Raw genomic sequence first — 21,528 nt, forward strand, 5'->3', positions numbered from 1 at the left:
GACATTCGCAGCTCAAAGATGTAATATAGGCAAACATCAGCAACGCTTGTTTTGTGCTGACTTGGTTTTATGGTGGCAAACAATACTTAGCTGTTGGAACACTGTAATCATCACAAACGGGGAAGAATATGACTAGGTCTGAGTATCGTGTGTGCGATCAGGAATCACGCGTGTCAGGAAGACGGCATCGAATGAGTTACGAAACAGTGTGGAAAGGGACGAATTGCCACCTGGTCGGCCTCGCAGTGATTCTGATGAGTTCGACACTCAGTCAGGCGCAGACAACGGTGACCGTGCCGTCTGTAGACCCCCACGCACAACGCGAGCGACCTGATCCCAACGTGATCGTGGAATCTCTGCGGGGAGCCGCGACGCATGAAGACATCACCGCATGGTGGCTGAGCAACTCCGGATTTTGCGTGCAGATGGACGACAAGGTGGTACTCACCGACCCGATCATCGAACTGGCTCGTGACTGGGATCCACTGGGTTCAGAAATGGGCTGGCGTACCTGGAACTCTCAACTGGGAGAATGGTTGCAGCCGGTGTGGCAGACTGATCTGGTCGTGCCGCTGCGTTACCGGCTGCCAATGCTGGCACGAGAGATGCCGCAGTGCGATCTTGTTGTGGTGAGCCACGCGCACGAGGACCATGGTTCATCAAAGACCCTGCGAGTTCTGGGCCAATACACCAATGCCCACTTTTGCGGCCCGCACGACATGAAACAGAAGTTTCTGGACGTGGGCATTCCTGAGGACCGCATCCACGTCAACCTGCCAGGACGCTCAGAGAACATTAACGGACTTGATGTTGAATGGACATACGCCACACACGGGCCACCAACGTATGCCTCGGGCTATCTGGTTGATGATGGCAAAAATCGCGTCTATTACACCGGGGACAACAGTACGATTGAAAAACACGAAGACTTCCCTCACATCATGGAGTTTCGTGACATTGACCTGCTGATCCTGCCTGCGCCACTGCAGTACATGGGTGGCGAGCGGGGGGCCAAGCTGGCCAATGCGATCGACGCCTCCTTCGTACTGCCGTCTCACTACAACTCGTATGAACCTGTTGGAACCGAACCTCAGGGAAACTCAAATACTCCACCTGTGCATCCCTTCGTTATGTCCTCCCGTTACACCAATGACGAACCCTCCAGGGATAAGATGACGATGGGCTGGCTGGGGGGGAACCCGGAGATCATGCGGGCTCACATGAAACATCCGGAGCGACTGGTCACTCCGCTGCAGGGCGAGGGCCTGCACATCAAGGGGCGTGAAGGGACACTGATCAGATTCCCCAATCCCCGTCAGCTGTACGATCAGGCGTGGCCCGCCTATGACAAAATTGTGATTGATGGAGATATCACAGAATGGCAGCGGGCCCGCTGGACCATCAAACTCAGGCCAAGACCTCTGACAACATGGGGTACAGACAAGGCTCGCTGTGCCGTGCTCTGGGACGATGAAAATCTCTATGTCGCCTTTGACGTGAGAGATGGGGATCTGAAGGGGCGGATCAAACAGCGAGACGGTTCGGTGTTCGATGACGACTGTGTGGAAGTCAATCTGGACCCGCATGGTGACCGTCCTGAAAAACTGGCTAAAGATGATTACATTTTCACCATGACTGTGGGCAATGTGATGAGTGATGCCAGCGGACCGGGTGAAGACAAGACGTGGAACAGCGGTGTGCGTCATGCCGTTCAGTTGCGTGGTACGCTGAACGACGGCCCTGACGGAGACAGTGGCTACACTGCGGAGATGGCGTTCCCGTGGAAGGACCTTGGAATAGAGCCAAAGATCGGCATGAAGATTCCGATCGACTTCATTGTCGGTGACCGTGATGACGATCAGAAGCCGTATTACTACGACTGGGCCGACCTTCGCAGTCCGCAGACGCCGGTTAACTGGGGAGAAATCGAGCTGGTTGGCCACGCAGAGTAATCGTTGTTCGCCCGGCAGCAATCGTTTACTCATTGTCGACCGAGATCATGATTGATAATTGTGGTCAGCTCGTACGGTGTCCGTCGTTCGAGTTGACCACAATTCAAGTTGACCACAACGGCATTCTCTGATCTTCAGGTCGCAGGTCAGTTCACTTTTGTACAAGCAGCCCGTTGATGCCGGCAGACTCGCACATAACCTCACCCGGAATACCATCGCGGGGCTCCCATGAACGGCCGCTACGTCAGCACGAACGGCACGCTGATGTCAGTTGCTTCCTGAGACACAGGATGTTTCACTGTCTGATAATCAGTCGTTACGATTCATGAAAGGTGGACACAATCCATCGAGATCATTGACTGACCTGACCGCGACAGATTTAACACATGTAATCTTGTTGAGTTATCCCTGCCCGTGGACCGGGAATTCAGACAGAAGAACATCGTAAGATACAACACGGTATTCCGGCGTGTTGACCTTTTGTAAATTTTGATTCTCAGCAACTCAAAGCGTTGGACACAGCACCGATACAACCCGGTCGTCCGATGTTCACTGGACCGGGATCACCGTTGACCCGACGTGGAGATCGGACTGTTGTGAATGCCCTTACGCGTCTGCAGAAGCAACGGTGCCACAGACTGTACCTAAGGAGGGAACCTTGTCCGCGACCGAACGACATCCCAGCTGGCGCACCTCAACGCTGATACTCGTCAGCATCAGTCTGTCGATCGGGTGGGGCGTGCGGGGAAATTTCGGGCACGAGTACGGAGCCATGCTGCCTGGAGTTTTGGCAGGAATCGCCGCATGTCTGATGTCCGGCCGTGAGGACTGGCGACAGCGCGTGGCCTTCTTCGGATTCTTTGGCGCGCTGGGCTGGGGATTCGGTGGCTCGTTCTCCTACATGAAGGTGGTGGGATATACCCATTCCGGTCATCTCCCTTCGGTGCTGTTCGGATTCTTCGGGTTGTTTCTGGGCAGCTTTCTGTGGGCGGCGATCGGAGGAGCCTGTACGGCTTACGCTGCGGTTGAGGACAAAGTTCGGATCACGGATCTGTTCAGACCACTTCGCTGGGTGTTGGTGGCGTGGGCGGCCTTCTATTTCTTCTGGGACCAGGTGATGAATCTGGAACCCATCGTACAGTTCACCGGCGGCAGGGTGGCCGTCATTGTGGAAAAGGGATTCGCGCGAGAGATGCGGCAAAACGATCCCTTTTACTGGCTTGATACGGACTGGCTGCAGGCTCTGTTCGCGTTGGCGGCAATCTGCGCCTTTGACCTGTGGAATCGTCGCTCACGTGACATCGCACTGCTGCCGCTGTATGCCGGCAGCGTCGGCTTTGCGGGATGGGCGGCGCAATGGGCACTGACAAAGACCGGCCTTCCTGCCATCGTTTTGCCGTGGTTCGTTCGTGTTCAGGGTGATCTCACGATCAATAATCCCGACACCCAACGGCTTTTTGACCCGGCAAACATGGTCTTCAACTGGCCAGCCATCTTCTTTACACACTCCGGATATGTGGGCCTGCTGTTCGGATTGACGATTGGCACCGTCATTTACTTTGTGCGATATGGTAAGTGGCGTTCGGGTTCATCTCTGCTGCTGCATCTGGCCCTGGGCTGGTTCATCATCTTTCTGCTGTTCCCCGTCCTGCTCGGGGTTCGCGTTACTCCGCCGCGCAACGACAACTGGGCCGGTGGACTTGGTGTTTTCCTGGGCCTCCTCCTCTATATGTGGCGCAACAATCTGTTGCCCGTTGCCGTCGCGTCCGTGATCTGTGGCACCATCGGCGGGCTGGGCATCGCTTTCACTCAATGCCTTAAGCTGTTGCTGATTGCTCCAGGTAATCCGAACCGGCTGGCCAATCTTCCTCCCGAAGTGCGGGATCCCATCGTGGAACGCTGGGCGCACTGGCAAAGCGCCAACTGGCACAGCATCGTCATCGAGCAGGGCGTAGGATTGCTCTATGGACTTGGTCTGGCAGTGGCGATGGCCGTGCTGGCAACACGTGTGAAACCTGCTGAAGCAATCCCGTCTGAGCGGCGATGGACCCAGGTGTTTTCAGTCGGATTTCTGATGACTGTGCTGATGTATGTCAGCATGATCAAGAACGTCACCGAATGGACCAAGGTGCGTTCCGGGGAATTCCGAATGGTTCCCGAACTCATGAAAATGCCGCTCATTGAAAGTATCGAATTATCGTCACGGACCTGGTTCCAGCTCGCCTTTCTTCTGCTGTCGATCTGCATCGTCACGCTGCTTATCGTCCATACGCGGCGCAAACTGGCAATCGTTCCGTCTACGTGGCTGGGCAAGGGACAACTACTCTATCTCATCCTGCTGTGGATCATCATCATCTTCAACTTTGAAAAGGCACTTGGAGGATTCACAGCATCCCGTCTGGCCACCGAAGGCGTCCTGTTTGTCAACGCCGTCATTGTGACGATGATGATCAATTACTTTGCCCGAGAACCTGACGATGGCTCCGTACCACTGAAATCCCCTTCCAGTTACGGCCCTCTGTTCAAACGGAGTCTGATCGGGATGCTCGCTGCGGTCACGTTTGCCACCTTTGCGTTTACGGGTGTTGTTCGGATGGTCTATGGCAATCATTTCGCCGGACATGCCGGATACCATCAGCGTTTCGGCGCAGAAGCCGAGTGGCGTCTGCTGCCGATATTGCGCGACATCAAGCATCGGTAACAGAGTTACCTGCGATTCAGGTGACAGCACAGGATCACTCTTCGGACAGGAATCGATCAAACCAGCTGGTCACACGGCGGGCCATGTCCAGCATGTGGGCCCGTTCGGTAATCGCGTGAGATTCGCGAGGATAAACGACCAGTTCGGTTTCGACACGCTGATCCTTCAGAGCACGGTAGAACAAGTGTGATTGTTCCACCGGCACGTCCTGGTCCTCTTCCCCATGCAGAATTAACGTCGGTGTATCCAGATTGTTGTAATAAGAGAGTGGCGAAAATTTTTGGAACGGACCATTCAGATCGTAAGGCGATGCCTGGTAGTGAATCGCGTCCCAGTCAGAAAGACAGCTTTTACCGTGAAAACTGAGCCAGTGTGAGATGCCGGCTCCCATCAATGCGGCACGGAAGCGGTTCGTTTGAGAAATGGCCCACGCAGCGATAAAGCCGCCGTACGACCAACCCGCCACTGCCAGGCGGTTCGAATCAGCCAAACCGGATTCGATCAGCGAATCAACCCCCAGCAGCATGTCCTGGAAGTCCCTGCCACCCATGTCGCCCAGATTACTCTCTGCGAATTCCAGTCCCCAGCCGGTCGAACCGCGGTAGTTCGGCAGAAACACCACGTACCCCGCATTTGCCCAAAGCTGATTCCAGTGCGTCGCAGCGTAAAAGCGAGAGGCGCTGATTCCGGTGGGTCCGCCGTGAACCCACATGATCATTGGATATTTTTTGTGTGGCTGATACCCAACGGGCTTGATCACCAGTCCCTGCATCTCCTGCTGATCGGCTCCCTTCCAGTAATAAACTTCGGTTTCACCAATCTGAAATTCGGCGGTTTGTGGATGCAGATGAGTCCGTTGCTGCCACTGAATCAAATCGGAACCTTGCTGTGCCGTTCGTACAAGGCGTCCAGTCCACACATCGCGCGGACGACTGGAATCTTCCAGAACGATAGCCAGTGTCTCGTCGTTCGATCGTGAAAAACGCGGCGAGGACGTTTCGGAGACGGCGGCCTGCTGCCACCAAAGACTCGTCCGGTCACCAGTGGTCGCATCGATCCGGTGCATCCCGACACCGCCCCGCTCCTGGGCAATTGTCAACAGCTCATTGGAATCATCCGACCACTCCAGCCAGCCTACACTGGCAACCATGCCCCTGGTAACGTTGCGAGCTTCCCCACCCGATTCGCCAACCATCCAGACGTCACCAACAACACAGCCTCGATCGCTCCAGTTGGACGAGATGAATGCAATCTGTTTCGTATCGGGCGACCAGGCAGGCAAAGCCACCTGCCGCTTTGATTGCCACAAGGTTTCGGCCGACCCTTTACGTTCAAAACGAACCAGCCGATTGGAGTACCAGGCCCATTCGAACGGTTCGTCAGAAACGACGGCGGTGAACTGCGCCGAATCGGGATGCCAGTTAAATTCCCAGATTTGCAGGCGATCCGGCGAAACACACTGCACTTCACACGACTCCGGATCGACTGTCCACAATCGCACGTATTTCGGATTTTGTTCGAACAGGATTGCATCGTCTTTTCGGACATTCCTGCTGACTTCCTCTTCAGTTTGTGCATCTTCCATCAGGAAGGCCAGGTAGCGTCCGTCGGGCGACCACTGCAGTGCATTGAGACCTCGTGGCGATGGAATTTCTCCGTTGACATGGGTCAGGGCGGTTACCTCACCACTGTCGCGATTCAGCGCAAAGACCTGACGCTGTCCGGCCATAAGACGGTCGGACAAAAATGCCAGCTGACGGCCATCCGGAGACCAGCGCGGCAACGAATCGGTCCGCGGCCCGGATGTTAGTTGTCGGGGTTCGCCACTGTCTGTGTCCACGATCCAGATCGTCGACTTTGCGTACTTACTGTCGGTTCTGAACGAATCCCCGACGACAAACGCAACTTGTGCACCGTCTGGTGAGATTTGTGCATCTTCGATATTTTTAAACGAAAGAACATCTTCCGGAGTCAGGCGTCGTTGTATGGACATGCCAAAATCCCTTGACGAAACACATGCATTCCTGTGATTCAAAAGAACATTGCCGCACAGCTTGAGCCATCTTTGCGGCAACCGGACTTTTGAGGCGGCTGCATGTAATATCTGTTAACAGCAAATGGACGTGCGAATATTCGGAATGCGTCCAAAACATGCTGATACAGCATATAACCGAAACCGATGTTTTCCAGACGGAGGATCAGCTGGTTATTCGTACAGATTTCGATAGTCCACGGGATATCACGAATCCTGTTGCCAGCACATCGGTAACGATCAGCAGTGTACCGATGTGATTCGAGTGAATTTCAGGCACTTGCAGAGAGTCTTCCAGCCGAATCAACCGGCGACCAAAGACTAACAACGGGCTGGCCTGTTAACGTATTGTGGTTTCAACACCGGCCCAAATCCCCACATTTGCTTCCTGAGCTTTTAGCTGCTCACTGACCAGCACATCAAACAGTTGATAGTCATATGTCGTTGCTGCCAATGCATACCCGTCACCAATCATTCTTTGATTGATCAGGGCACTGTCGTTCTGGCGACGCAGATAGGCAACGGTGAATCCATCTTCATCCTGTCGGGCAGCCATGTCATCGAAAGAGAGTACGACTTGCTGATTTTCGACCAGCTCGGCTAAGTGTAGCCTGGCCGATTCTGTGGAATGGCTCCCGTCCACTGTCATCAGGTCAACCCCCAGTAAACGAACCGTGGTGAGCCCTGTGCCGGTGTCGACCAGGACCGTTCGACCTTCAACAACTTTCAGTACTTTACCCGAAATGACGTTGCTGTCGTTGTCTGTAATTCGGACAGGTAAAACGGTAGTCAACTCTGCAGGATTGGTGGATACGACGACGGTGCCGGGACGGACCGCCGGTTTGCTGCTGATGACACGACGTACGCGTGTGGGAACTGCAATCGGATTTCGCCGCCGAATAACGGCAGGAACACGAGGATAGCCATTGAGACGTCGGAGTTGTCCAGTGCGGATGGCCGGAACAGTCGCACGAATCCTTTTGCTCACTTTGTTTTTGGTTCTGGAAGCATTCACCAGTGAAACAACAGGCTTTCCAGGCCTGGGCCGGACTGCAAACGCAGATGTTGCATCAGCCAAAAAAAAAACCGTGACCAGCCCCCCGGCGATGATTCCTCGACTTGTTATTTCGTATTGCCTGAACATGATTCTGTCCTCGCTATAGAAAGCTGCCGTTATTCATCAGTAATACTGCTCGCATTCGTTTAAACCCCGTACACACGTTTTGGATTCGCGTGCTGTATCTTTTTTTTCTTTTTTTTTGACATCGCGTTGAACCGAACAGAATCCGGTCCGGGGCCATCGCCACGTTTGGACGGACGAAAAAGGACTGGTGGGGTCTGTTTCCCCGATCTCTCCGGCGGACACAGACGACCGGGGCAGCCAGGTCGCTCTGTCAGAACCTGTCGGCAAACGTGCAGATGCTGTCTAGGGCCAGCTTGTTCACAAGAGAATAGACATTTCCCCACTGCTACTGAACTGCCAAAACCACATCTGCTCGCATGTCAACAGGCCGTCATCATGCATCAGACAGGTTTTCCCCGGTTGACAGACCCAACCCCATGGAAATCTGCACCGGCTTTGCGATACGCTTTGTCCTGGTTAATCCGGAAATGATCAGGAGAATTGATTGTGGCAAACGTGCTGAATTTCAAACAGGAACTCACGGGCTGCTTTGGCCAGCCGGTTGCAGAGAATCCCACACAGGCCATGATCGAGGCGGCCTACCGTTATCACCATCTCGACTGGCGCTATCTGACGATCGAAGTTGCCCCTGACGGCCTGGCGGCCGCAGTGGCCGGCGCCCGTGCAATGGGATTTGTCGGATTCAACTGCACAATTCCTCATAAGGTGGCGGTGATCGAGCACCTTGACGGCCTGGGCGAATCCGCATCTGTGATGGGAGCCGTCAACTGTGTGGTGCGTCGGGATGACCGGCTCGTGGGAGAAAACACAGACGGCAAAGGTTTTGTTGAATCGCTGCGCACTCTCACGGATCCGGCGGACAGCAAAGTCGTCATTTTGGGGGCAGGCGGGGCCGCGCGAGCCATCAGCGTTGAAGTTGCCCTGGCCGGTGCCACTTCGATTACGATCGTCAACCGTTCAGAGGGCCGGGGTACGGAACTGGTCGAATTGCTGCGGGACAAAGTCAAGGTGGAGGCTCAGTTTGTCAAATGGGATGGCGACTACTCCATACCGGACGGAACCGACATGGTGATCAATGCGACATCGATTGGACTGTTTCCTGATGTCGATGCCCGGATTGCTGTTGATGTGTCAGGTCTGAAGGCCGGCATGGTCGCTGCCGATGTCATTCCGAACCCTCCGGAAACCCGTTTTGTCCGCGATGCCCGGGCCACTGGCTGCAAAGTCATCGACGGACTGGGAATGCTGGTGAATCAGGGTGTCATCGGCGTTGAATACTGGTCGGGGATCAGTCCGGATCCGGGTGTCATGCGGACGGCACTGGAAGACGTCTTTGGTAACTGAACTAATGGCTGCCCGGGGCGTGAACTCTGCGTTTCCCCTGAGATGCCTCAACTGCGACTCCAGATCCAGGAGTAAACAGATGGCCTTTTGTCTGTCCACGTTATTCCTCGTATGTGCCGTTTACCCGGCACTGGTTTCCGCCGCAGAACCTCTTCCCAACATTCTCTGGATTACCAGTGAGGACAACGGTCCGGAACTGGGTTGCTACGGTGATCGATACGCAACGACGCCGAACCTGGACGCGTTTGCTGAACGTAGCCTGAGGTATCGCACATGCTGGTCGAATGCTCCCGTGTGTGCGCCGGCCCGAACGGGGATTATCACAGGTGTATATCCACCCGCAACCGGCGCTCAGCACATGCGGAGTAATGTGCCCATGCCCTCATTTATGAAAATGTATCCGGAGATTCTGCGTGAGGCCGGTTACTACTGCACGAACAACAGCAAGACCGATTACAACCTGATCGCAACGAATAGGGTGTGGGACGAATCCTCAAAGAAGGCTCACTGGAAAAACCGCGCAGAAAACCAGCCGTTTTTTGCCATCTTCAACCATACGATCAGTCATGAAAGCCAGATACGGAACCCGATTACGTCTGCCGACCGAATCCACGATCCGGCCGAAGTTCGAGTCCGCGCGTATCATCCGGATACTCCGGAAGTTCGAAAAGACTGGGCTCAGTATTACGATCGCCTCACGATGATGGATGCCGGAGTCGGCGAAAATCTTAAGGAACTGGAAGCAGCAGGCCTGGCTGACGAAACGATCGTGTTCTACTACGGAGACCATGGGTCAGGAATGCCGCGAAGCAAACGCTGGCCTTACAATTCCGGTGAGCATGTGCCGCTGATTGTACACATCCCGAAAAAATTCAAACATCTTCGTCCCGACGAATACAAAACCGGCGGGGTATCCGGTCGACTGACCAGCTTTGTCGATTTTGCACCGACACTACTGAGCCTGATCGGAAAGAAGCCGCCGAACTGGATGCAGGGATATGCGTTTGCCGGGAAATATGATTCCGGACCGCAGCCCTATGTTTACGGCTATCGCGGCCGTATGGATGAGCGACATGACATGGTCCGAGCGGTGCGTGATCAGCGTTACGTCTACATACGGAATTATATGCCCCACAAAGTGTACGGACAGTACATTCGGTACATGTTTCAAACTCCCACGACGCGGATCTGGAAGGAACTGTATGACGCCGGTCGACTGAATGCGGCGCAGTCTCGGTTCTGGCAGACGAAGCCGGTGGAAGAGCTGTATGATCTGGCATGTGATCCGGATGAGGTTGTGAATCTGGCATCTTCAGAAGAGCACCAGGAAATCAGGAAACGTCTTGCCGGAGCCCAGCGCGAACTGGCAGTGAAGATTCGTGATCTGGGTTTCCTTCCGGAAGGTGCCATTCATGCCCGTGGTGCGGCATCAAGCCCCTATGAATATGGTCATTCTGCAGACTATGACCCTGAACGACTGATGGATATCGCAGAGCGTGCATCATCTCTTGATCCAAAATATACGGGGGATCTGATCACAGCCCTGTCAGCGGAAGACAGTGCAGTCCGTTACTGGGCCGCGATGGGTCTGCTGATGCGGGAACAGATTGGTGTCGACGCCGGACGTGCTGTTCTTCGTATGACTCTGCAGGACCAGGCCGCGCCGGCACGCATTACGGCAGCTCAGGCACTGGCTCAGTGGGGAAATGCAGAAGATCTGAAACTGGCGATTCCGGTTTTGCTGTCAGCAGCACCTATTGACCAAAATGACATCTACACGTCCCTGCTGGCTCTGAATGCTTTCGATGCTATTGACGAACGTGCGGCGTCTGTACTGCAGGAACTTTCACAAATGCCGAAAAATGGTGAGGTGCCACCACGCATGGGGGCCTATGTGAAAAATCTACTCACAAAGACACTGTCAGACCTGCAGAAGCCCCGGCGCCCCTGAATTGGGATAAGGACACCCCCCTACTGAATGCCGGTACGATGGCCTGTCACAGACCAGTCGATCTGCAGAATTGAACCGGCAGGACTGATGTCACCGGTTGTTGATTGCCAACGTTTTCTTGTTGCCGGTTTCAGAGTCCGGCCCGACGGGACACGGAAGATGCTGCCTTGGACCTGGACGTTCATTTCCGCCGAACCCTGACAGTTCCGGTCGCATATTTTCTCCCGTCTCAGTGCGCTGTCGTCTTTCACGTCTCCGGTTCAAAGCCGATCGGGCAAATTTCCGTCTTCGTCAAATGGCAGATCCCGCAGCTCACTGATCACTTCGAGGTCATTTCGTTCCTGGGCCTGCCTCCAGTACGCGGTACCACATTCCAGCTCCGCAATGCTCTTCGTGTTTTTTATCCAGAGCAACTTGGCGTCCGGCGGGTCAGCAAGTCCAATCTGCGGCAGCATCACATCAATCATTTCCCGATCGGTCGGATAATCCAGAGGCAGCATGGCTTCTGCCGGGTATCCGCCGGTCTGCACATTGATCCGTGTCATCTCGATGTTCATTTTTTCAATAGCACGTGACCGACAGAACTCTGACAACCCAATCCCTACGGCGCTGCCGTGAGTCTGCACTGATAAATCCCGGATGGCGATCATCTTAATTCGGGGATTGATATCAGGGGAGGCCTGGTGACAACGATCCTTGCGACCGACCACATTCACGTCCAGTCCGGAACCACTGATGTTCTTGCCAATCTCATCAACCAACAGGATGTCAGCAGCATCAAACGGCAGTCGAGGCATCCACTGTTTGGCCAGCAGCAGCAGCTCCTTTTCCCGTAATTCCAGCTCATCAGGAGCGATCGCCCTGATTCGGCTTGTTTCACCGTAGCTGTTCTCAACAATCCCCAGGCCAGCCACGATTGAACAGCGAGCGACCACTTCTCTGGCAACACTGCGTACAATCTGTCCGAATGAAAAATCGCGGATGGCTCGATGGTAGACTTTGGCGCCCGCATGCTTGCCCAGCCCGATCAACATCATCTTCATCAGACCACTTTCGATGTCCCCCACAAATGAGGTGTGCGGCTTCACTCGATTGCAGACAATGACATGATCTGCAGCGAACGCCGTCGCATCGAAATGCACAGGAAAACCCTCGGCCGCATGGCACACGATTCGGGTCTCCATGCTGGACCGGATCGGGCACCCGCAAAACTCTTCGGTCACACCGTACGATTCAAGGATTCGTCGCTGTCCTTCTGCCGTGCCTCCCCCGTGGCTTCCCATCGCCGGAACGATAAACGGTTGTGCTCCCAGTCGCCTGACATGATCCACAACGGCCCTGGTAATCGAATCGATGTTGGTGATGCCGCGACTCCCGGCCGAGATTGCCACCGACTGACCGGCCGAGACAACATTGGTCAGCTGGAGATTCATCAACTCGTTCTCCACCGATCCGGCAATGTCCTCCAGCTGCGGATCATTAAACTTCTGACGAATCCGAAATATCTGCGGATAAGCAGGCATCAACTGATTTTCCTTACCGATGACCGTATCACGACACGACGAAGTCTATACCTGACGAGAAGCCTGTGATTTCAAGAGCTGCCCGCTCAATAATGATCATAACAGTTCAGGCTGTCACTGAGACGTTGCCTGCACGTCACTTTGCCAGCCACCGTCCAAACAGGATCTGCCTTTGCATCTCCTGCCTGAAACGTCCTTGATGATTGTTACGCTCGGCGTGATAATACGTGGTATAACCGTAGAGAATACGACAAGGAATTCCCTGGACACCTGCAGCGAGCCTTAAACAGCTTGCGGGAACCGGGACCAGCTGCTTTAATTGAGACAGTACGCAGTTAGATATCGGCGAAGCCGAAGGGATGAATCATGGCTGGACAGACGGGTCGAGCATCGTTAGCTGGGTTCACACGGCGTCGATGGCTGCAGAGTGGTGGAGCGGCAGTGGCGTCCGGCATCTGGCCGTCTCTGCTGACAGCGCGGTCCAGCAGTGGAGCGTCGGCTCCTGCTCGTCAGGCAATCATCATTTATCTGCAGGGTGGACTGTCACACTACGAGAGCTTCGACCCCAAACCCAATGCCTCAACCGAGTATCGCGGTGAGTTCCAGTCAATTGCAACAAGTCTGCCGGGGATTCGGTTTTGCGAACATATGCCACGACTGGCAGCGCGTGCTCACCAATTCAATGTGATTCGCAGTACATTTGTTGATTCGCCTTCTCATGAGCATGCAATTCACAGTTCACTGACCGGATGGCAACCTCCAGGTTCCCCCAGAATTCTGGCCGGTGAACTGGTCCGGAACAAACTGCATCCCGCAGTCGGTGCTGTTGTCGCACGCGGTCGCAGGGACGAACGCCCGGGCCTGCCCGGTTACGTGACGGTCCCGCACGCCGGGCAGCTGGGAGCTCGGGTCCACTATGCAGGAGCGGGCATGCTGGGAGTTAACTACGAGCCCGTCGATTCCGGCATGCCTCCGGTTCGCGCAGATCAGCCGTTCACCGGTCCGTCTGACCTGCAACTCAGCAGCAAATTAAACAGCCGCCGGATTCGCGATCGACTCACGTTACTGGATGGTATGCAGCGGAGCGATTTCTCCCCACTCGAACTCGAGGGACTGGGGCCTTATCATCGTCAGGCCTACGAGATTCTTTCCGGTGGAGCGGCGGCTCAGGCTTTCAATTTGTCCGCCGAACCACAACGGGTGCGAGAACAGTATGGCCATCATCTGTGGGGTCAGCAAACCGTACTGGCCCGCAGACTGGCTGAAGCGGGAGTCCCCATGACGCTGATGAACTTCACGCTCAACCAGGTGAAGGGACAGGACTGGGACACTCACAAAGACAATTTCGGACTCATGAAGGACGTTCTGCTCCCGCCCATGGATCTGGCGGTGAGCACACTGCTGGACGACCTTGAGGTACGTGGCCTGCTGGACACCACGCTGGTTGCGATGTTCGGTGAATTCGGTCGTACTCCGCGGATCAATAAAGACGCGGGACGCGATCATTGGGAGAAGGTGTTCTCGGTGATGCTTGCCGGAGGTGGACTCAAGTCCGGCGTGGTCGTTGGCAACAGTACACGCGATGGTGACTTGCCCCTGAACCGCCCGGTGCATCTCAACGATGTACTGGCAACGATCTATCACCAGCTGGGCGTTCCGTGCGACGAAGTGATTCACGACGAACTTGATCGCCCGTTTCCGGTTCTGCCTCACGGCACGCCAGTCCCGGAACTGCTCTAATTAAGCGAAATCAGTACGATCGGTTGTTGGTTGCCCGGTAAACTGCATGTTTTGTCGAAACCGGAACGGTCGCAGTTTCCGCTTCCTTTTGTGTGGTCATTCCGCAGTGGCGCCACACTGGTACCACGTTTCACGCGAATGGTGCTGCTGAAAAATCCGTTCTTCAGAATCACCATGGATGTGATAGTGTTGGCTGATTGGCATATCGCTGCACGGCTATGATCAGTTCTGCCCCGGCGCCGGGTTCCAGCCGGACTGAAAAATGTCGACGATTGACCGGGTATTTTTTGTCACCGGTCTTAACCCAAAGACACTCATGTTCACCGTACGCCCCTGTCTGGATGACAACATCTCTTGAATGAAGCTGGTTAACATTCACCAAAGTAACCCTGGTATGTCTCTGATCCATGCGCGTCACCAGAGACGCAACATCCGGCGGCAGTCCTGCTCGGTGATTTTCGGGATCAAAGTATCTGACTCGGGTATGCAGAGTCCAGACCCTGCCTGTTAGATTTCCGCCCAGCATCAGCCTGACCAGTTCATTGACGTCGGCCGGATTGTATTTCAGAGACCAGTCCGCCAGACGTGTGTCCGGGGTGGTGGGTTCATCCCGCATGTTTGCCATCCTGCTTCTGATGACTTCAAGCTGACTGCGGAGCGACTCCTCGGGGTAATCAGGATTGGCACCCTCCAGAAAATCAATCCATCCGTTTCCGCGCAATCTGTTCAAGTCTTTCCGGTCCATCGACCAGAGATAGATATCGATGAGTTCTGAAATGTAGAGATTTGATGTCCAGTTGTACCATCCTTCCACGCCCTGACCGTCCGGCACATCGAGCTTTTCGTCAACGACATCAAACACGTCGTATTTCCGGGGTTCGTCTCTACCAATGTGGATACCGTAATTGGATGGAATCATCTCGACACCATCAATGATCTTTTTGTGCTCATACAGGTTGTCCAGCTGAGTCCGCAGCGCGTCGATGTAGCCTGAGTCTCCTGTCAGCAAATAAGCGTTACCCATCCCGGGCCAGACGCCCCAAAAGACATGGCTTTCATGCTCGTGTCTTTTGGTCCAGTGGTAATAGGAGAAGTTCCACCCGTAAGTACCCATGTACCACTTCTGAGTTTCTGCCTGTTTGTCCAGATACCATTTGTCGGCGACTCCTGTACCAATTTTTCCGTCTGATCCCACATTCGACGGAAAATTTCCTCCCGTGGCATCAGCGCGTTCCTTCCAGGCATCTGCATATTCCAACAGCCAGTCACGATACTTCGATTCATGCTCCAGCATGAATGCATTGAGTGCCAGTTGTGTGGCGCACAGGTTTAACGGGTGATCGCCGGCGGTGCTTTGCGGAAAATAATAGAAATGATGAATGATACCGGAGTATTCCTCAGCGTAATCCATCATCGTGGTTCTGCCGCCGTTGTGATGCAGCAAATGAAATTTGCCCCGGGTTAAATCGCCGCCCCAGTCATAAGCGGTACCTTCCCTGAGCATGGGTCCCCTGCTGCCGGTCCAGAAACTTCGAATCATCCGCTGCTGCCGGTCATAGTTGAGGGCATCAGGGTCTTCATTGAGATAAAATCCGGCAAACCGTCGAAACCTGGTTTGCATCAGTTTGTGATCAGGCTCCGAGAGTCCCTGGTGAATCAGGCCCTGATAGCCTTCCGCCTGATGCATGAAGTCAGACATCGGCATGAACTCTTTGTAGTAAGCTCCTTCAGAAGCGACATCGGTGGAACTCGTGGTGACCTGCGAATACTGTCGGTAGGTTCCCTCAAGTCCCTGCTTATAAAGTTGCAGCACATTGTCAGACGCACCAAGGGCATGCAGGATGGTCCAGTTTTTGAAATTCTCGATGGCGTCGTCGGTTCCATCAAGGGCCCCCCACCTTGCAACATGCAGCAGGTAGCCTCTTTCATCGAAGAAGTGATCATAAAAATCACTGACGGCTGCGCCTGCGGTCTCCAGCAGTTCACGCTCCAGCAACGCCCACTCTGGCGGAGACATCGGAGTCGCGATGCGTATGGAATCCTGAGCTTCCGCATTCATACCTAACAACGTGGAACCAACAGCCAACAGCCACAGCACGCTTGGAAATATGACAGATTTCATTTTCGTTACCCTTTTTTACTCAACAGGCTGCCGGTGACTCAAAGAAACACAAATCCGCCGAACAACGGAAACTTCAACTCAGTTCACCGTCCTCGGCTTCCTTTAGTCACTGCGCTGTTCTGAGCAGAACGTGTTACGACGGTGAGCGTCTGGTCCGTACACCTGGCAAAACGTCATTCTTCCTCGATGCGATAGAGATGAGTATCACTTCTCAGAAACAGAGCACCATCAGCCACCGCGGGTGAGGCTTTGAACGTGCCGCTAAGCTGGTTGGTCGCCAGAATCTCGTGTTCTCTTCCCGCGGTCAAAACAGTTGTCCTGCCGTCACGACCGCAGAAATAGATCCGACCGGCGACTTCGACTGGCGAAGCATCGTGGTTGCCTCCAAGTCGTTCACGCCAGTACTCCTCACCGGTAAGCGCATCAACGCAGGTCGCCACTCCACTTGTGTCAATGACGTACAGTTCCTGGTCGACCAGCAGCGGAGACGGAACATGGGCGATCCCTTTCGATCGCTGCCACACGACCTCGTCTTCAGGAATCCGACCAGAGCCGGGACGAAAAGCGTAAACACAAAAATGGTCCTGCGCGACAGAACCCACCACATAAAACAGACCATGTCCATACGACGGTCGACAGACGATCGAGAAACCCGTGTACGGCATCCACCAGAGTTCCCGGCCGGTCTTCAGATCATACGCCGCCACGTGATCGGCTCCGTTGCTCACCAGCTGGGGGAGACCGTCAACGGTCTGCACCAGCGGAGTCGAGTACGCCATCTTTGAAATTCGTGATCCTTCCGGACGACTGGCATCTCTCTCTGCAGCCGCCTCAAGATGCGATCGATGTTGAAGCCACCGGGTTTCTCCTGTCTGTTTGTCGAGCGCCACCAGAAACTGGTTGTCGATTCCGTCGCAGGTCAGGATCAGCAGATCCTCGTGAAGAATCGGAGAGCTTCCTGCTCCCTGGAACGCGTTGTATTCGAATTCGGTATTTGTCCAGATAATGTTGCCCTCAGTATCAAGACAGACAGTTCCACGAGGCCCGAAATGGACGTAGACATGCGCACCGTCAAGCACCGGTGTCGGGGAGGCGAATCCGTTCGTTTCGTGCCGCCGACCAGGCTCCGAAGTCGTTAATACTTCGAGGTCATGCAGGAGCTGTCCGGAAGTTGAATCAATACAGAGGGCGTGGAGAGATTTACCTTCGTTTCTGGCGCTGGTCATCCACACCTGGTTTCCGGCAATCACGGGCGACGACCATCCTTCACCAGGGACTGCAGTTTTCCAGGCCACGTTCTCCTGTTCGCTCCAGTGAACAGGTGTCCCTTTCTGATCGGAGTGTCCCTGGCCGTCCGGACCGCGAAACTGCGGCCATTCCGCTGACACACTTCCGGAAAACAGGATTCCCAGGACACAGACTGAAATGATTCGTTTAAAAAAAGTAACGACCACAGATGAAAGTCCGGCAAACAGAGAATGGAGAAACACAACAGCACAGACTCGCAGCAGATCGGAACCTCACCCGAATTTCAAGTGTGGATTCCGGTTTGCCTGATTCCGCCGGGTGGAAAACTGCAAATTGCACGGCGCACAGCGTCAAGCCCCGCGCAGTCCCAGACTGCGAAGCATGCAAAGACCGAACCTGGGCGACAGCACACGCAAATCAGTTCACTTTTTCAAGCACCTTATTGCATCGGGCTGCGCGTATCCCATGGGATTGCTGCGGCCGATCACGACAGAGACGGCGATCCTGATCTTTTCGGTTCCGCCCCGGGACACGGACAGGCCATGTGACATAAATGCTTCGACGGGCCGTCAGGTGACGTGGAATAGAACAATCACATGTTTGTTGGCGTTCCGCCTCCACGGCACGAAGATCACGCTGACATGGATGATTATGGCAATTCCAACGGCGTGTCGGCCGTGGGGATGTCGAAGCTCGGGAACAATGAGTCCCACTACATCGCCTGGATTCCAAACCGCCAGCGGCACCTGCTCAAAAACAACTGGCGACGCGCTAACAACATGCTCATTGCGGATCTCAACGACAACAATCGTCCGAACATTATTGCAGCTGCCGAGCATATGAGCCGGGACGTATGGTAGTGGCAGAACGAAGCATGCACGCCGCCTGTCTCCGATCTTCCCACGGCAGCCCGACGGGGCATACCGACCATTGCCCAACAGAGCGCGAAGGCATGACGTTCTGCCAACACACTGGCAGCCGTTGGTCTGGAAATGAATTCAGGAGTCTCCACCGTCGAAGTCAACGTACGGAAAACGGCGGAAGGTGAATTGGTCATCCGTACCGGAGATGCTCCTGACAGCACGACCAGCCGGACAGGTCTCGTCAGGAACCGCACTCTGGTCGAATTTCTCTTTCCTGCTCTAAGGAGCGCACGGAACACAGCCGGACGCAGGAGCGCAACACTGTTCACCACAACCTTTGCCACCGCCGGAATCCTGCGTGCAGGCAACCGACCATTCCCACACACACTCTTCGACTTCGTATTCCTGTTTCTTCATTTTACGAACCTGGCGAATACGACATCCCGTCAATTTTGAAAAGAGGCTCCCCAGAATTCCGGATTCGGCATGGCAGCGTGGACTGTCCTGGCAGCCCTCGACTCCACATTCATTGCACGTGCCGTCTCTTCCGGAGTTGTTACTACTCCGAAAGAACGGAAAAGGACATGGCGGCAGCCGGACCGGCGGAATACAGATGTAACTGCATTCAACGTTGTAACAATGTTTCTTGACTTTTTTGATTTTGACCGTGTTTTGACAGCTGAGATTCGTTGGCTGACAACTGCTGATGCACGTGTCACCACATCCGTCCGGTTTGCAGGTACCAACGTCAGCCTGGCCGGACCGCGTTCCCAGAGTCAGGACGAATGCCAACACGACAAAGCATTGTAAAACGTTCATATTATGTTTCTTTTGGAAGACGGGATGTTGATTTGAGAACGAGTGGTTTGAGAGCCGTACGCGTCCGGCACAAACCGGTACCAATGCAGCACCGTCCCCCGGAAAGAAACCGTATTGGCGACATCGGATACAGAAAACCGGCTCCCCCCCCAGGGAACTCATGACCACAGGGAATACTCAGACAACTTAGAAGTCGATCATGAATCGGGTGCCGAAGATGTCGTAGTCACCACCCGTCAACTGTCCACCCACAGCACGGTCATTGATCGTTCCGTTGATGTAGTTGAACTGTATGCGGGTATTGGCATTCCACAGCCAGTTCAGACCAAGAGTGAGACTTTCTCCAACGCCGCCGAAGATGTTTTGATCGTTGAAGTCCGCATAGGAATAGCGTGCCGCCACCTGCCAGGCTCCCCAGCCGGTACCGCTTCCACCGTCGCAGCGGTCAACGAGGAAGAAGTTTTCAAAAGGCTTGACTCGGTTCAGCGTGCCGTTCTTGCGATTCCATGGCATATGTTCACCGGTCAGAAAGTATGATGCATACACATAACCGCCGTGCAGATGCAGATCACTGAAGCCAGTATCTCGCTGCATAAACATATTTTGGTACTCCCCGACAATCTGCAGGGAACCGATGTTAATGACTTTTTCCAGACCGATCATTTCATACCAGTCGGCCCCGGCGATGCGGCCTGTATCCAGCCATCGCTGATCCGTTCTCGCTTCCGGACGATGACGAAAACGTGCTTCATTCTGGGACTCCGTTTCCCCAAAGTCAGTGGGATCGCCCCCCGTTGATCCGTCCGGATGGGCGAATGTTGTGGACACGGCCCAGTGAGCGTAACCACGGCCTCCGGAAGATTCGTCGTACCAATAGGTATTCGCCAGTCGTCCTGCGATTTCGCCCTGCAGATGGTCGCTGATGTAGTTTCCTTCGTCCTGAATCAGACGCTGGTTCCAGACACCGTAGCGCCAGTTCCAGGCTTGATCCTCTGAAACAGCGTTGGACGAAACTCCCAGACGTCGGCAATCCTGATTGAACGACTCAATCACAAATGGACGTTCCAGAAACACGTTGTGTCGACTGCTGTTAAGGTGGTCAAGACCATAGGGGCGTTTGTGATTTCCGACGATGACGGTTTGCAGCCACGATGCGTCTTTCACAGAAATAAAAGCATCACGAAATTCAGAGTCGTTGCCTCCGGCGAATTCCATTTCGATCCGGTAGCCCATGTTAGGACTGACATCACCCCTGACACCGAACCGCATCCGGCGGAATCCGGCGCGGTCCTGAGGTGTGTTGTTGGGGTCCCCGGTTTCAATCACGTTGATGCCCGGACTCGAGTCGGGTATTCCCCAATAGTCAGCATGAATACGGCCGACGACTTTCATGGATTTGGTGGCCGAGGTGCCGGACTGGACTGATTTCTTAATGGAGGCCGTGAGTTCATCGTTGGCTTCCTGTTGTTCTTCCCATTTTTCCAGCCAGTCACTGCTGGGATCTTTCACATAAGTGCCAGGCTTCGGGGCCCACGACGCTGAAGTGAACGGTTCTGAGCTGGTATCAGAGGATTTTTCCTGAATCGGCAGCTGTTTTTCCAGCTCCTTAATGCGAGCTTCTGCCGCTTCCAGACGCTGAATCAGTCTTTGCTCCGGTTCATCCAGCGCAAACGCTGCCGGACCTCCCATTAAGGCCAGTACTGCCAAACAGATCAAACCTGTAATTCGAAACAACACCACGTCGAATGCTCCGCACACAGTGTGTCACACAAGGTAATCAAAGGGCAAATTCACAGCGAATTTCTCCCCGTTACAATTGTTGTGATCGGAACAATCGTTAGTGCATCAATACAAAGACGGTCCCCGCAAATATAAAATTAACACAAAACACATTAAGACATACCGATCCAAATCCCACACAGACACAGACACAGAATAGCTTGCTGAAAGCACCCGTTGCGGCAATATCTGCCGTACCGTTTCCTGGTGGAACTGTGGGTCACCATAGAAATCAAGTATTGGATCTACGTGATCCGATCGGCACTCTTATCGCGGAAAGTCACGTCCCTCTTTCCTCCGACAGTCAACT

Annotated in this window: 13 protein-coding genes; 6 read left to right on the forward strand and 7 right to left on the reverse strand. The window is 54.3% G+C overall.

The window, feature by feature from the left end; genetic code table 11:
* Positions 1-191: 191 nt before the first annotated feature.
* Positions 192-1,952 carry an MBL fold metallo-hydrolase gene (locus tag MK110_07265; GenBank protein ID MCH2211084.1) on the forward strand — a complete coding sequence of 587 codons (1,761 nt, stop codon included), beginning with the start codon at positions 192-194 and terminating at the stop codon, positions 1,950-1,952.
* Between the two features lie 658 nt (positions 1,953-2,610).
* A complete protein-coding gene (locus tag MK110_07270) occupies positions 2,611-4,653 on the forward strand; it encodes a hypothetical protein (protein MCH2211085.1) in 2,043 nt (680 codons plus the stop codon).
* A gap of 34 nt (positions 4,654-4,687) precedes the next feature.
* Here the strand turns inward: MK110_07270 and MK110_07275 are convergent, their stop codons facing one another.
* Both MK110_07275 and MK110_07280 read right to left on the reverse strand, forming a co-directional pair.
* Positions 4,688-6,646: a S9 family peptidase gene (locus MK110_07275; protein ID MCH2211086.1), complete on the reverse strand. Its 1,959-nt coding sequence runs from the start codon at positions 6,644-6,646 to the stop codon at positions 4,688-4,690.
* A 379-nt stretch (positions 6,647-7,025) separates the two neighbouring features.
* Positions 7,026-7,829, reverse strand: a complete 804-nt coding sequence (locus tag MK110_07280; GenBank protein MCH2211087.1) for a thermonuclease family protein — start codon at positions 7,827-7,829, stop codon at positions 7,026-7,028.
* A gap of 486 nt (positions 7,830-8,315) precedes the next feature.
* Here MK110_07280 and aroE point away from each other — a divergent pair, with 486 nt between their 5' ends.
* Positions 8,316-9,173: a shikimate dehydrogenase gene (aroE, locus tag MK110_07285; GenBank protein MCH2211088.1), complete on the forward strand. Its 858-nt coding sequence runs from the start codon at positions 8,316-8,318 to the stop codon at positions 9,171-9,173.
* Positions 9,174-9,252: 79 nt separating this feature from the next.
* The gene (locus MK110_07290; GenBank protein MCH2211089.1) at positions 9,253-11,124 is read left to right on the forward strand and encodes a sulfatase-like hydrolase/transferase; all 1,872 of its coding nucleotides are present in this window, start codon (positions 9,253-9,255) and stop codon (positions 11,122-11,124) included.
* Between the two features lie 260 nt (positions 11,125-11,384).
* Here the strand turns inward: MK110_07290 and MK110_07295 are convergent, their stop codons facing one another.
* Positions 11,385-12,647 carry a lactate racemase domain-containing protein gene (locus tag MK110_07295; protein ID MCH2211090.1) on the reverse strand — a complete coding sequence of 421 codons (1,263 nt, stop codon included), beginning with the start codon at positions 12,645-12,647 and terminating at the stop codon, positions 11,385-11,387.
* Between the two features lie 366 nt (positions 12,648-13,013).
* Here MK110_07295 and MK110_07300 point away from each other — a divergent pair, with 366 nt between their 5' ends.
* Entirely contained in the window at positions 13,014-14,387 is a 1,374-nt protein-coding gene (locus MK110_07300) for a DUF1501 domain-containing protein (GenBank protein ID MCH2211091.1), read from the forward strand.
* A gap of 169 nt (positions 14,388-14,556) precedes the next feature.
* On the opposite strand, the gene MK110_07305 is transcribed toward MK110_07300, so the two are convergent.
* Complete coding sequence (locus MK110_07305; protein MCH2211092.1) at positions 14,557-16,509, reverse strand: hypothetical protein; 1,953 nt, start codon at positions 16,507-16,509, stop codon at positions 14,557-14,559.
* A 173-nt stretch (positions 16,510-16,682) separates the two neighbouring features.
* Positions 16,683-17,963, reverse strand: a complete 1,281-nt coding sequence (locus MK110_07310; GenBank protein MCH2211093.1) for a PQQ-binding-like beta-propeller repeat protein — start codon at positions 17,961-17,963, stop codon at positions 16,683-16,685.
* Positions 17,964-18,353: 390 nt separating this feature from the next.
* Between MK110_07310 and MK110_07315 the strand changes: the two genes are divergently transcribed.
* Positions 18,354-18,617 (forward strand): hypothetical protein, encoded by a 264-nt coding sequence (locus tag MK110_07315; GenBank protein MCH2211094.1) that lies wholly within the window; start codon positions 18,354-18,356, stop codon positions 18,615-18,617.
* Between the two features lie 282 nt (positions 18,618-18,899).
* Here MK110_07315 and MK110_07320 read toward each other — a convergent pair whose 3' ends face one another.
* Both MK110_07320 and MK110_07325 read right to left on the reverse strand, forming a co-directional pair.
* Positions 18,900-19,037: a hypothetical protein gene (locus MK110_07320; protein MCH2211095.1), complete on the reverse strand. Its 138-nt coding sequence runs from the start codon at positions 19,035-19,037 to the stop codon at positions 18,900-18,902.
* 588 nt (positions 19,038-19,625) lie between these two features.
* Positions 19,626-21,179 (reverse strand): OprO/OprP family phosphate-selective porin, encoded by a 1,554-nt coding sequence (locus tag MK110_07325; protein ID MCH2211096.1) that lies wholly within the window; start codon positions 21,177-21,179, stop codon positions 19,626-19,628.
* Between the last annotated feature and the right edge of the window lie 349 nt (positions 21,180-21,528).

The sequence above is a fragment of the Fuerstiella sp. genome (assembly GCA_022447225.1).
Classification (GTDB): domain Bacteria; phylum Planctomycetota; class Planctomycetia; order Planctomycetales; family Planctomycetaceae; genus S139-18.

Excerpts from the sequence above, each read along its gene's own strand:
- MK110_07265 (MCH2211084.1), top strand. The coding sequence starts at position 192 with ATGAGTTACGAAACAGTGTGGAAAGGGACGAATTGCCACCTGGTCGGC.
- MK110_07275 (MCH2211086.1), bottom strand. The coding sequence starts at position 6,646 with ATGTCCATACAACGACGCCTGACTCCGGAAGATGTTCTTTCGTTTAAA.
- MK110_07280 (MCH2211087.1), bottom strand. The coding sequence starts at position 7,829 with ATGTTCAGGCAATACGAAATAACAAGTCGAGGAATCATCGCCGGGGGG.
- MK110_07290 (MCH2211089.1), top strand. The coding sequence starts at position 9,253 with ATGGCCTTTTGTCTGTCCACGTTATTCCTCGTATGTGCCGTTTACCCG.
- MK110_07295 (MCH2211090.1), bottom strand. The coding sequence starts at position 12,647 with ATGCCTGCTTATCCGCAGATATTTCGGATTCGTCAGAAGTTTAATGAT.
- MK110_07300 (MCH2211091.1), top strand. The coding sequence starts at position 13,014 with ATGGCTGGACAGACGGGTCGAGCATCGTTAGCTGGGTTCACACGGCGT.
- MK110_07305 (MCH2211092.1), bottom strand. The coding sequence starts at position 16,509 with ATGAAATCTGTCATATTTCCAAGCGTGCTGTGGCTGTTGGCTGTTGGT.
- MK110_07315 (MCH2211094.1), top strand. The coding sequence starts at position 18,354 with ATGTTTGTTGGCGTTCCGCCTCCACGGCACGAAGATCACGCTGACATG.
- MK110_07320 (MCH2211095.1), bottom strand. The coding sequence starts at position 19,037 with ATGAAGAAACAGGAATACGAAGTCGAAGAGTGTGTGTGGGAATGGTCG.